Below are 12,289 nucleotides of genomic sequence, written 5' to 3' on the forward strand. Positions count from 1 at the left end.
ATCGGCGCAGAGCGACAGCCTACCTCTGACTGCCGCCAATCTTTGCAACAGAGCCCTATCGGCGGCAAATAGGACGGGGTGCCTTCACCGTCATCCGGCGGGATGATCGCCGCTGCCCAACTGGCTGGGCGAATCGCCGCAACGGACGCATCGGATGGCCCTCGCGTCATGTCGCCGCTGTCATAGATGTAACTTGCATAATAGAAGTTACATCATTATGGATGTGCCATGCAACGAACAAGCTTTCTGTCATCCGAATGTCCCGCAGCCCGAGCGCTGGAAAGCGTCGGTGACTGGTGGAGCATCTTGATCCTGCGAGACGCCTTCCAAGGGTTGAGCAAGTTCGATGAATTCGAGAAAAACCTCGGAATTTCCGCGAACATTTTGGCGAGGCGATTGAAGCATCTCACGGCGGAAGGACTGTTTGAAAGGCGGCGATACAATGATCATCCGCCTCGATTTGAATACGTCCTTACCGACAAGGGGCGAGATTTTTATCCGGTAGCAATCGCCCTGTTCGCATGGGGGAACCGGAACCTTGCACCCAATGAAATAGCCATGCGCCTTGGAGACAAGAAAACCGGACGGGAGAGGACCGCCGTTATCATAGACGCGGATACAGGAGAAGCAATTACTCCTGAAAACACCGTTCTTCTGGCAGGCCCCGCCGCAACAGAGGAAACGATGCGCGTCATAAATCGCGTGAAGCGAATAAGCTCAGAAAAAGAAACGGAATAATCCAATGCGCCGAATTGTTGTAACCGGCATGGGTTTAGTTGGCCCTCTTGGTTCTGGCATCGAAACAAGCTGGAAAAGACTTCTCGACGGGAAATCGGGAATCAGGAGTTTGCCCGATGAAATCTCCAACGATCTACCGGTGAAGATCGGGGGAATCGTTCCCAGCCTGATTGAAGATTCCGAAGCCGGTTTTGATCCCGACTTGATCGTTGACACAAAGGATCAACGGAAAATGGATCGCTTCATTCTGTTTGCACTTGCGGCCGCGAAGGAGGCTCTCGAAACGGCGGGATGGCATCCCACGAGCGACTACGAACGTGAGCGCACGGCGACAATTATCGCCTCTGGTATAGGCGGGTTTCCTGCTATCGCTTCGGCAGTTCGCATAACGGATACACGGGGAGCACGGAGGCTCTCACCGTTTACCGTGCCATCGTTTCTTGCCAACCTCGCGGCAGGACAGGTTACCATCAGGCATGGATTTACAGGTCCTATTGGCACGCCTGTAACTGCCTGCGCTGCTAGCGTTCAGGCCATCGGCGACGCCGCGCGGTTGATACGCTCCAACGAGGCCGACATCGCTCTGTGCGGCGGAGCAGAGGCATGCATTGACAAGGTTAGTCTCGGCGCATTTGCTGCCGCCCGAGCACTATCCACCGGCTACAATACTACCCCGGAACTGGCGTCGAGGCCGTTCGACGCCGGGCGCGATGGTTTCGTAATGTCCGAAGGGGCGGGTCTGATCGTCATAGAGGAACTGGAACATGCCCTCGCTCGGAGTGCCAAGCCCATAGCCGAACTGGTAGGATACGGCACTACCGCTGATGCACACCATATGACTGCCGGTCCAGAGGACGGTCGAGGCGCGGCCCGTGCGATGAAAATCGCGCTCCAGAGTGCCGGGTTGAAGCCAGTCGATATTCAGCATTTGAACGCTCATTCGACCTCCACCCCCGTAGGGGATCGTGGAGAAATAGCGGCGATAAAATCCATTTTTGGCAATCATGATGTGGCGGTAAGCGCCACGAAATCGGCGACCGGACACTTACTTGGTGCCGCAGGCGGCATTGAGGCGATTTTCACGATACTCGCCCTACGGGATCAAATCGCTCCCCCAACGAGAAATTTAGCAAACCCCGATCCTGCGGTCGCAGGTATCGACCTCGTTTATCAGTCTTCACGTCCTATTCTCATGGAACATGCCATTTCCAACGGGTTCGGCTTTGGCGGCGTTAATGCAAGTGTCGCTTTCCGGCGATGGCAGTAACAGTTCCTGACGGTGGCGGCTTATGCGACTACTTCGGTTCGCTATGATGTTGAGAGGAAGGCCGAATATAGCGTTGATCCTATAGCGCCAGTCCTATCTGCTCGCGCAACTGCCACGATACCGATCCACCCTGCACGATGCCATGACCTCGCTGCCGAGCTGGCGGTTGATGACCTGCCTCCACGGGACAAGGGTGCATTTATGGCTCTTTTCAACCACAGCGAACTTGCTGCTGGATAATTGTACGGTGCCGATGGACTTGCAGCTCACGCCCTCGCTATCCGTGGCAGTACTGAATTCGTGCAGACCTGCCGGTCCATGTCGTTGGCGAGGCTGAGGAGGTTGCGAAGCGCCGCGCTGCGGTTGGACGGCGACCAGACAGCCGAGAAGGCGACCGGCTCCGGCTCGTCGGCGAAGGGCAAGAAGACAATGCCGGTTGACGGCAACAGCGCCGTGGCCGCACTGACGATGGTGATGCCGAAGCCCTGTCCGACCATGGACAGCAGCGCGCCGCGCCCCACGTCGAAGCGCAGGATCGACGGCGCGGGCCAGAGTCCGGCATGGCGCAGCACGATATGGCTATGAACTTGCGGGCCAGTGCCGCCATGCCGAACAAGGAACGTCTCGCCCGCCAGATCGGCCCATGTAACGGCCGACCGCTCGGCGAACGGATGCCGCTCCGGTAACACCGCCAAGAGCGGTTCGGTCCATATGTGGCGGGAATGGCAGTCGGGCAGCTCGGGCGTGCCGGCCACGAACACCACGTCCAGCCGGTCGGCGCGAAGCTGCATGACCGCATCGCGGGCCGTGCCTTCGGTGATTTCGACTTCAACGCCGGGGTGGTCTTCGCGGTATTGGCCGATCAGCTTTGCGAGGAAGCTGCGAGGGATCAGGGCATGGATACCGATGCGAAGCCGGCCGCTTTCTCCGGCTGCCGCCATGCCGGCGGTCTTGACCGCATGGTCGAGTTGGTCGATGCCGGCCGCGATCCGCTCGACGAAGTGGCGTCCGGCCTCGGTCAACCGAACACCCCGCGCATGGCGCTCGAACAGAAGGATGCCAAGGTCTTCTTCCAGCGCCTTCACGCGGGCGCTGACGCTGGATTGCGCCACGCCGAGCGCATTGGCGGCGTGGCGGAAGTTCAGATATTCGGCGACGGCGAGAGTGTGAACTAAGGTCATCATCGGCACTCGCCCCGAGAGGAGATGATGGCTCAACGGATTTAATCCGTCATTCCTCGTAAATCTACGCATACCAATTCGCCATGACTCAATCACAATGAAGTTGCGAAAGGTCTGCGTAGTATTGGCAGACATATTAAATAGAGAATCGCGCCGACAATCCAAACCCAACCGTTCCATGCTCCTATGGTGGCAGAATAGAGTGCCGTGAAGCCAAGCGGTCCCGCGATAGAGCTTAGATTGGTGAGGCTTGTAAGCGTTCCCTGTAAAGCTCCTTGCTTGTTACTGCTGACATTGTTTGAAAGCATTGCCTGCAAGGCCGGCATGCCAACACCTCCGGCGGCAAGCAGCAACAAAATCGGGAACACCATCCATCCCTGCGTGGCAAAAGCCAGAAGAATGAAGCCAGTCGCATCCGCAGCAATGCCAAAGAGTAGCGTGCGCCGCTCTCCAAGCCGGCTTGAAAGCGGGCCGGTAACAAACGCTTGGAAGATCGCATGTGTTGCTCCAAACGCCGCAAGCGACAAACCAATAGTCGTGGTGTCCCATTGAAAACGGTCCTCGCCATAGATGACCCATAGGGCCGCAGGCACTTGGCCGATCAGTTGAATAATGAAGAAAACTGCGAAAAGCGCAGCTAGCCCGCGCAATGCATCATCCAGCCGGAACAGAACGAATGGTTTGATGCGAACCGGCTTTCCGGTCCCGCCATGGCTGTGATGAGTCTCCTTGAGAAAAATGTAGGCAAGCAGGAACGCGAAGCCGTTGAGAAGGGCAGCGGCGATAAACGGAGCATGGGCAGAAATACCACCGAGCATGCCACCAAGTGCTGGCCCGGCAATCATGCCTGCTCCATAACAGGCCCCCATGTAGCCGAACCAGCGCGCGCGAGAACCTTCCCCCGTCGAATCGGCAATGGTTGAGGCAGCTACGGCCCCGGTTGCTCCCGTGACGCCAGAAACGAGTCGGCCGATATAGAGAACCCATAAGACCGGCGCTGATGCCATAATTGTGTAATCGACTGCGGCCCCCGCAAGAGAAGCCAGAAGCACCGGACGCCGACCGTAAGCATCTGAAAACTGTCCAAGCACGGGCGCGAAGATGACCTGCATCAACGCATAGAGTGACAGCAAAGCACCATAGTGACCAGCGACCTGCTCCGCCGGCACAAGCTCGCGCAGAAGCGTCGGAAGGACCGGCATGATGAGGCCGAGTCCCATGGCGTCGAGACTGACGATCAGCAGGGCGATAATGGCAGAGCTGCGCACCTGAAACTCCAGCGCCGCTCAATGCGAGCGACTTTATCAATGATAAGGGCATAGACATATAACTTATCGATGATAAATTGTCAAGCACTGGCAGAGGAACGTGAATGACCAAACTGGACAAAGGCACCGTGATCGCGGCGGCGCTGGAACTGCTGAACGAGGTTGGCATGGACAGCTTAACGACGCGAAAGCTCGCTGAACGCCTCAAGGTTCAGCAGCCTGCGCTTTACTGGCATTTCCAGAACAAGCGAGCGCTGCTTGACGCACTTGCGGAGGCGATGCTGGCGGAACGCCACACCCGCTCGCTGCCCGAAGGGAATGAAGACTGGCGGGTGTTCCTGAAAGAGAACGCTCTGAGTTTCAGAACGGCGTTGCTCTCTTATCGCGACGGCGCGCGTATCCATGCCGGCACTCGACCGACAGAACCGAATTTTGGCACCGCCGAGACACAAATACGCTTTCTCTGCGCGGCGGGCTTTAACCCGAAGCGCGCCGTTTGGGCGCTCCGGGCGATCAGTCACTATGTGGTCGGTTCCGTTCTCGAACAGCAGGCATCTGATGCCGATGAGAGAATTTCGGACAGGCCAGATGTGTCCGAGCAAGCACCGGCGTCCTTCCTGCACGATCTGTTTCACGAGTTGGAAACAGACGGCATGGATGCTGCTTTCAACTTCGGCCTCGACAGCCTCATCGCTGGTTTCGAGCGGCTGCGTTCATCTACAACAGATTAGAGGCTTATCCCCCTCTGCCGCGCGAGTTGCCACGATTCCGATCCGCCCTGCACGACGCCCATGACCTCGCGGCCGAGCTGGCGGTCGATGACCGGCCGCCAGCGGTGCCCTCCGTGATTTCGATGTCGAGATTGGGATAGTCCTTCCGATACTGGCCGACCAGCTCTGCAAGGAAGCTGCCCGGAATCAGGGCATAGACACCGATGCGTAGCCGGCCGCATTCGCCTTGCGCTGTCATGCCGGCGGTCTTGACGGCGTGATCGAGCTGATCGACGCCCACCGCGACCAGCTCCATGAAATGTCTGCCTGCATCCGTTAGCCGGACGCCTCGCGCATGGCGCTCGAACAGCAGGACACCAAGATTTTCTCCAGCGCCTTCACGCGCGCGCTGACGCTCGACTGACTGACGCCGAGCGCGTTGGCCGCGTGCCGAAAATTCAGATGCTCGGCAACGGCCATGAACTGAACAAGGGAAATGAGCGGTATCCTGCCGGACAGGATACCGCCATTCATGAAGCTGCGATGACGGGTGCGCCGCATGGGTGCCGACCGTCCTGCCAGTCGCCGGTCAGACGACCGGCGACCTCTCGGCGTGAACCTCACGGAATCGAAGTAGCGCAAGACCCGTCGAAACTAGCATCGCCATCGTCGTGGCGTAACAGATCACGGGCCAAGCCGTATCTCCGTTCAACAGCGTTACCGCTAGTGTCCCGACGATGCTGACGATCAGGCTTTGGACGCAGAAGTAGAAGGCGACTGCCGATCCTGCGATGTCGTCGAACTGTGCGAGAGCACCATTGGCGGTGACGGACACCGTGAAGACAATACCGACTGCCATTACCCACATTGGCAGGATGAAGCTGAGGAACGATGGTGAACCGAAAAGTTCACCGATTCCCAACAGAATCGCCCCGCAAACGAGCAACGCCATCCCACGCGCCGCGCATCCCGCAATGCCCCATCTGGCTACAAAGGACTTCGCGAAACGGGTTGTCACAATCATGGCGAGTGCGACAGTGGCGAAAGCCAAACTGAACCCGATTTCGGAATAATCGGCTTGGCCTATGAGCACTCGGGGGGCTGTCGAGAAGAAGACGAAGAAGGTGCCCATGCCAGCGCTAAAGCCGACCGTATAAACCCAAAAGTTTGGACTCACGAAGATAGGCAAAACGGAACGGCGTGTGTTTACTTCATCCGAGGGGCGGGTTTCGTGCCATCTGAAACCGGCGTTCAAGAGTGCAGGCAACGCAAGTGCAGCCAGCGTGACGAATATCGCCCGCCATCCGAAAAACTCGCCGATCAGTGCTCCGGCGATGGGGCCAAGGGCGGGCACGAAGGCCAGCATCGAACTGAAAAGACCGTAGATGACGACACCCTCCGGGCGGCTGGCATAAACGTCGCGAACCGTCGCGAACGTCGCTACCAACGCCGCCGACGCGCCGACCGCTTGTAGCAGGCGAAAAGCGACGAAGGCTGCGGCCGTTGACGACCATGCCGCTCCGAGAGAAGCGACGATGAAAAGCGCCCCACCCGCAAGCAAGATCGGCCGTCGCCCGATGCGATCCGATATTGGGCCAAAGATCACCTGCCCCACGCCGAGCATAACCATGTAGAGGCTCAACGTGAGCTGGATCATGGATGGCGTCGTGTTCAGGATGCCGGGCATCGCTGGGACGACGGGGAGATAAATATCCATCGCCAGTGACGCGAGGATGTCGAAGGGAGCCATCAGCAGCAGGGCTGCCGGCAACGTATAAGCCCACGCGGGGCGTGTGATAGTCATGACGAATCAACCGCTCGATTAAGGATTCCGGGCGGCGTCTGCTCGTCAACAATCAGATTGGGATTGATCTTACAGAACGCCGCAACAACAGTGCTTGTTGTTGCGGCTTACTTGTCGGCTGACTTGGCGTTTCCCATGCTGATAGCCCCACATTTGGCAATACGAATATCTATCCTATCCGAATAGCGCCGGTGTCGCAACGCCGTTTCAGGTGCTCTAAAGTCCCAACCCCCTTTGCCGCCCCAACCGCCACAACACCGATCCGCCCTGCACGACGCCCATGACCTCGCGGCCGAACTGGCGGTCGATGACCGGCCGCCAGCGGCTAGATTCAGTCGGTGCGGGCGATCTGCCCCATGTGGCTGGCGAGGCAGAGCAGATTTTTCAGCGTGGCGCTGCGGTTGGACGGCGACCAGATGGCCGAGAACGTAATCGGTTCCGGCTCGTCGGCGAACGGCAGGAAGACGACGCCGGACGTTGGCAGCAGCGCCGTGGCTGCCCCGACGATGGTGATGCCGAACCCCTGTCCGACCATGGACAACAGGGTGCCGCGCCCCACGTCGAAACGCAGAATCGACGGCGCGGGCCAGCGCCCGGCGAGGCGCAAAACGATATGGTCATGCGCTTGCGGGCCGGTGCCGCCATGCCGGACTAGGAACGTCTCGCCGACCAGATCGGCCCATGTGACGCTTGCCTGCCCGGCGAGACGGTGCCGCTCCGACAGAACGGCGACCAGCGGTTCCGTCCAGATGCGGCGGGAATTGCAGTCGGGCAGTTCGGGCGTGCCGGCCACAAAAACTATGTCGAGCATGTCGGCGCGAAGCTGCATGACGGTATCGCGGGCCGTGCCCTCGGCGATTTCGACCTCGATGCCGGGGTGGTCTTCGCGGTATTGGTCGATCAAGTTTGCGAGGAAGCTGTGTGGAATCAGGGCATGGATACCGATGCGAAGCCGACCGCTTTCGCCGGCTGCCGCCATGCCGGCGGTCTTCACGGCATGGTCAAGTTGGTCGATGCCGGCCGCGATCCGCTCGACAAAATGGCGTCCGGCTTCTGTCAGGCGAACGCCGCGCGCATGGCGCTCGAACACGAGGATGCCAAGATCGTCCTCCAGCGCCTTCACGCGGGCGCTGACGCTGGATTGCGCCACACCGAGCGCATTGGCGGCGTGTCGAAAGTTGAGATATTCGGCGACGGCAATCGTCTGGATGAGCGAGGCAAGGGGAATACGCGATCCAAGCGCGGTCGGCATCCCCCATTGGCGGTCGGTCAGTGATGTTGACTGTTTCCGCCGTCGCATATTCGCCACCCTATGAGGTAGCGAAGGAACGGATTATCCAGCCTAACCCACGCGAAAAGCTCTCGCCCCAATCATCGGGTTCGCTCTCGATCTGCGAGGAAAGGGCTGGATATTCGGCCGCGTGATCCCGAAGGAAAGTGGCGATGCGCGCACGGGTTGCAGCTTCGTCGCCGGCTTGCCATGCTACTTGCGTCGCGACCGATCCGAGCATGAAGTTCGATAATGTGTATCCCGCATGGATAATGTCGGCCTTCGGCAATCCCGCCCTTGCGAGGGTTGCGCGAAGATGTTCGGATCGGACCAAGGCATTGGGACCGAGCAGCGGCCGGAAGCCGAACAGGCTGGTTGACCAAGGATGCCGTAGAAGCGTCTGCCGCCATTCTGTTAGGAAGCGGATCAACTCCTTGTCCCATTTCAACGGTTCTGTTGGCAGAGGGATTTCACCGAGAACGCTATCCAGTGCCAGTTCAAGCACATCGTCGCGTGTCTCGACATGCCAGTAGAGGGATGCGGCACCGGCGTTCAGATGTTCCGCCAGTTTGCGGATCGTCAGGCCGTCTTGGCCCCGCATGTCTAGAATCTCGACAGCGGCTTGGACGATGCGGTCCCGCGTCAGCCCGGGAACGTCGCGCACTCGCTTGGCTGGTTTCAGCCAAATCGTCGAGGAACCGCGCTCCGTCTGCGATGGTCCGTTCTTAGTCATTCCTACTCCCGCAAACTTGACAGTCGAGCGTGTCCTAGTGCATCACTCTATCAATCGAACATTGTTCGAGTCAACGATCATCGATCTATCGCACTGTGTGGCGAGTCCATCGGAACGCCGCGCACGGATAGCGGGCGCTGCATTGCGCCGAAGATGGAAACAATCGAGACAAGAGCGGAAGCAAGAATGAGCAATCAAAACGATACCCATGGCGGCTTGGCAGATCGAAATTTCCTCGCCGTCTTGCCGATCTCAGATGGCGTGGTGACGATCAGAGCCATGTCGGATGCAGATGCGGAAGCATATGCCGCCGGGACGAACGATGCTTCGGTCAAGCACTTCGCTCACCTGCCGTTGGACGAATATACGCCGCAGATCGTTCGTGACATGATCCGGGGTACGATTGCAGACGGATTGCGCGATGGAACCTTGGCCGTCCTGACAATCTCGGATGCTCCCTCGGATTCGTTTCTCGGAAGTCTGGTGATCTTTGACGTGAAACCGCATGACGCGGAGATTGGCTATTGGGTCGCGCCGGAGCATCGTGGCCGAAAGGTATCGGGTCGCGCGCTCGCGATGGCCGTGGAAATGGCCCGCAAGTTGGGCCTGAGAAAGCTCCGCGCTCGAACGGTTCAAGAAAACCCTGCATCGGAGCGGGTTCTTCTCAACGCGGGATTTGAACAGGTGGGTGAAGCCCGGCCAGAGATTGTTCCCTCCGGCAAGACCGAAATGAGCGTGAACTATCTCGTCGAGGTTTGAGGCATAAGGGTGATACCTAGATGCTTAGCCCTCTTTGCTTTCCCAACTGCCACGAAACCGATCCGCCCTGCACGACGCCCATGACCTCGCGGCCGAGCTGGCGGTCGATGACCGGCCGCCACGGGACTAAGGTAAATTCATGGGATTGCTCGACCACGGCGAACTTGCCACTCGATAGCTGCACGGTGCCGGTGAACTTGCCGCTGACGTTCTCGCCGTCCGTGGCGGCGCGGAACGGCAGCCCCTTGCTCTCGGCCATCTCCGCGCCGACGCGGGCAACCTCGCGCTCGCGCAAGGTGGCGAGAAGGTTGCGCCGATAGAAGATGCGGCCGTTCCGCGCTCGGGTGGCGTCGCCCTGTTCGATGTGATGCTCGCGGCGCTGGTCCATGGCCTCGCGCACCTGCTGGCCGAAGCCGGTCGGCGCAAGGTCGGCCGTTTCGCCATGGACCAATCGCCGGTCCAGCCATGTCGCGCCGTCCGATCCGATCTGCTTGCCTAGATCGACCGACGACACGGGGTCGTTTGCGGGAGGGGGCGGAATCCTACGCTAAGGCTTTGGCCAGCGATATTCTCCGGTGAGATTGATGTGTTCCCATCCGAGCGGCGAAACATGGGCCAAGAGATCGGGCGATAGCAGCTTTCCATCGCGTTTCTGGTTTGCAACGACCTCGCCGAGCTTCATGGTGTTCCAGAAGATGATGATGGCGGCGAGCAGATTCATGCCGGCGATGCGGTAATGCTGGCCTTCGGCGGAACGGTCGCGGATTTCACCGCGGCGGTGGAAGCTGATTGCCCGCTTCAGCGCATGATGAGCTTCGCCTTTGTTGAGCCCGATCTGGGCACGCCGTTGGAGTTCGGCATCCAGAATCCAGTCGATCATGAACAGGGTGCGCTCGACGCGACCGACTTCCCGCAGGGCTGTCGCGAGCTCGTTCTGCCGCGGATAGGAGGCGAGTTTCCGCAGAATCTGGCTTGGCGCGACGGTCCCGGCAGCAATGGTGGCGGCGATGCGCAGGATGTCGGGCCAATTGCGCTCGATCATGGCTTGGTTGACCTTTCCGCCGATCAACGCTCGCAGGTGCGCCGGGGCGGCCGACGGATTGAACGCGTAGAGCCGTTTGGATGGCAGGTCGCGGATGCGCGGAGCGAACCGGTAGCCGAGAATGGCACATGCGGCAAAGACGTGATCGGTGAAGCCGCCCGTGTCGGTGAACTGCTCGCGGATATGGCGTCCAGCATCGTTCATCAGCAGGCCATCGAGGATGTAAGGCGCTTCGCTTGCCGTTGCAGGAATCACCTGGGTTGCGAACGGCGCATATTGGTCGGAGACGTGGCTATAGGCTTTCAGGCCCGGGGTATTGCCATATTTCGCGTTGACCAGGTTCATGGCCTCACCTTGCTCTGTAGCGACGAAGAACTGTCCGTCGCTCGAAGCCGACGTGCCCATGCCCCAGAACCGGGCCATGGGTAACGCTGCCTGTGCCTCGACCACCATGGCCAGCGCCCGGTCATAGGCTTCGCCCTCGACATGCCACCGTCCAATGCGGATCAATTCCCAGAAGGTGTGGGTGTTTGTCGCATCCGCCATTTTGCGCAAGCCGAGGTTGATCCCTTCCGCCAAGATAACGTTCATTAGCCCGATCCGGTCAGCGCAGGGTGCTCCTGTGCGCAGATGGGTGAACGCTTCGGTGAAGCCGGTCGCCGCATCCACCTCCAGCAGGAGATCGGTGATGCGCGTGGGCGGGATCTGCTTGTAGAGATCGAGCACCAGATCTTCGGCGCCTGTCGGCGCGGCGGCTTCGAGTTTCTCGATATGCAGAACGCCGTTTTCAATCGACCCGCCCGGGATCGTGCCTGCGCGAGCGGCACGGCCAAGCTCGCGCAACCGCATGTCGAGGCGAGCTTGCCGGTCTGCCAGCCATTCCTCCGGCCGCAATGGCACAGCGAGACGACCGCCTTCCGCGATGGATTGTGCCGGAACGAGTGCGTGTTTCAGATCGCCATAGCGCCGGGACCTAGTAAGCCAGACATCTCCGGAGCGGAACGCATCGCGCAGATGGAACAGCACCGCGATCTCCCATAGGCGAGCGTCGCCAGCCCTCTGGGCCCGAAGGTGGCGATGCCATTTCGAGCTGGGCCGCAAGAAGCTGGTCATCGCGGCATCGTTCAAACCGGTACGAAGGGCCGTCACCGCTTCCAGAAGCGGCAGTGCAACGGGCGCAGCTCGCAGATCGAGCAGGCGCAACATGCGTGGAGCGTATCGGCGGAAGCGGTGATAACCGTCGAGCACATGATTGAGCGGATCGTCGGCCATGGTGGCGGTCAGCCTGGTTGCCATTGCAACAAGGGTTTTTAAGCCGTCCCACCCTGACCCACTCGCGATGACATCGCCCAGCGGCTGGCCATCATCCTGTGCATCGACCAGGGCGCCCCCGATCTCGGCGAAGGATTTCAGGGTGTCACGCACCACCCCCGCTTCGTCTGCGACCTTTGCATGGCAAATACGGCTCTGTTGCAAAAATCGTGAAGCTTGAGCATGCTTGGCGGAGATTGGACGGA

11 protein-coding genes and 4 pseudogenes are annotated in these 12,289 nt (G+C 59.7%); 4 read left to right on the forward strand and 11 right to left on the reverse strand.

All coding sequences use genetic code 11. From position 1 onward, the window contains the following. The first annotated feature begins 228 nt into the window (after positions 1-228). Complete coding sequence (locus tag QRO95_RS23660) at positions 229-738, forward strand: helix-turn-helix domain-containing protein (protein ID WP_049339219.1); 510 nt, start codon at positions 229-231, stop codon at positions 736-738. A 4-nt stretch (positions 739-742) separates the two neighbouring features. Beyond that, positions 743-2,005 carry a beta-ketoacyl-ACP synthase II gene (gene fabF, locus QRO95_RS23665; RefSeq protein ID WP_049339220.1) on the forward strand — a complete coding sequence of 421 codons (1,263 nt, stop codon included), beginning with the start codon at positions 743-745 and terminating at the stop codon, positions 2,003-2,005. 79 nt (positions 2,006-2,084) lie between these two features. On the opposite strand, the pseudogene QRO95_RS23670 reads toward fabF, so the two are convergent. The 3 genes and pseudogenes from QRO95_RS23670 to tet(G) all read right to left on the reverse strand — a co-directional run. Beyond that, a pseudogene (locus QRO95_RS23670) lies at positions 2,085-2,302 on the reverse strand (DUF3363 domain-containing protein); the annotation flags it as partial. Continuing rightward, positions 2,272-3,222 (reverse strand): LysR family transcriptional regulator, encoded by a 951-nt coding sequence (locus QRO95_RS23675; protein WP_232471261.1) that lies wholly within the window; start codon positions 3,220-3,222, stop codon positions 2,272-2,274. The pseudogene QRO95_RS23670 and the gene QRO95_RS23675, both read right to left, overlap by 31 nt. 56 nt (positions 3,223-3,278) lie before the next feature. Further along, on the reverse strand, positions 3,279-4,454 hold the full coding sequence (tet(G), locus tag QRO95_RS23680; protein ID WP_034065994.1) for a tetracycline efflux MFS transporter Tet(G): 1,176 nt from the start codon (positions 4,452-4,454) through the stop codon (positions 3,279-3,281). A 104-nt stretch (positions 4,455-4,558) separates the two neighbouring features. Here tet(G) and tetR(G) point away from each other — a divergent pair, with 104 nt between their 5' ends. Beyond that, positions 4,559-5,185: a tetracycline resistance transcriptional repressor TetR(G) gene (tetR(G), locus tag QRO95_RS23685; protein ID WP_034065993.1), complete on the forward strand. Its 627-nt coding sequence runs from the start codon at positions 4,559-4,561 to the stop codon at positions 5,183-5,185. On the opposite strand, the pseudogene QRO95_RS23690 reads toward tetR(G), so the two are convergent. The 6 genes and pseudogenes from QRO95_RS23690 to QRO95_RS23715 form a co-directional block, all read right to left on the reverse strand. After that, a pseudogene (locus QRO95_RS23690) lies at positions 5,182-5,286 on the reverse strand (DUF3363 domain-containing protein); the annotation flags it as partial. The gene tetR(G) and the pseudogene QRO95_RS23690 overlap by 4 nt on opposite strands. 140 nt (positions 5,287-5,426) lie before the next feature. Beyond that, a pseudogene (locus QRO95_RS23695) lies at positions 5,427-5,725 on the reverse strand (LysR family transcriptional regulator); the annotation flags it as partial. Between the two features lie 28 nt (positions 5,726-5,753). Continuing rightward, positions 5,754-6,968, reverse strand: coding sequence for a chloramphenicol/florfenicol efflux MFS transporter FloR (gene floR, locus QRO95_RS23700; protein WP_034065992.1), 1,215 nt, complete (start codon positions 6,966-6,968; stop codon positions 5,754-5,756). A gap of 216 nt (positions 6,969-7,184) precedes the next feature. Continuing rightward, positions 7,185-7,289: pseudogene (locus QRO95_RS23705) on the reverse strand (DUF3363 domain-containing protein); the annotation flags it as partial. Between the two features lie 10 nt (positions 7,290-7,299). Then, positions 7,300-8,220, reverse strand: a complete 921-nt coding sequence (locus tag QRO95_RS23710) for a LysR family transcriptional regulator (protein WP_034065991.1) — start codon at positions 8,218-8,220, stop codon at positions 7,300-7,302. Positions 8,221-8,278: 58 nt separating this feature from the next. Further along, positions 8,279-8,971, reverse strand: a complete 693-nt coding sequence (locus QRO95_RS23715) for a TetR/AcrR family transcriptional regulator (RefSeq protein WP_034065989.1) — start codon at positions 8,969-8,971, stop codon at positions 8,279-8,281. Between the two features lie 186 nt (positions 8,972-9,157). Between QRO95_RS23715 and QRO95_RS23720 the strand changes: the two genes are divergently transcribed. After that, on the forward strand, positions 9,158-9,730 hold the full coding sequence (locus QRO95_RS23720) for a GNAT family N-acetyltransferase (protein WP_049340733.1): 573 nt from the start codon (positions 9,158-9,160) through the stop codon (positions 9,728-9,730). Between the two features lie 16 nt (positions 9,731-9,746). On the opposite strand, the gene QRO95_RS23725 is transcribed toward QRO95_RS23720, so the two are convergent. Beyond that, complete coding sequence (locus tag QRO95_RS23725) at positions 9,747-10,244, reverse strand: DUF3363 domain-containing protein (protein WP_285303608.1); 498 nt, start codon at positions 10,242-10,244, stop codon at positions 9,747-9,749. A 33-nt stretch (positions 10,245-10,277) separates the two neighbouring features. Beyond that, positions 10,278-12,289 (reverse strand): Tn3 family transposase (locus tag QRO95_RS23730; RefSeq protein ID WP_285303609.1); only part of this gene is annotated, 2,012 nt, incomplete at its 5' end.

The organism is Stenotrophomonas maltophilia group sp. Smal13, from assembly GCF_030236855.1.
Lineage (GTDB): Bacteria > Pseudomonadota > Gammaproteobacteria > Xanthomonadales > Xanthomonadaceae > Stenotrophomonas > Stenotrophomonas maltophilia_A.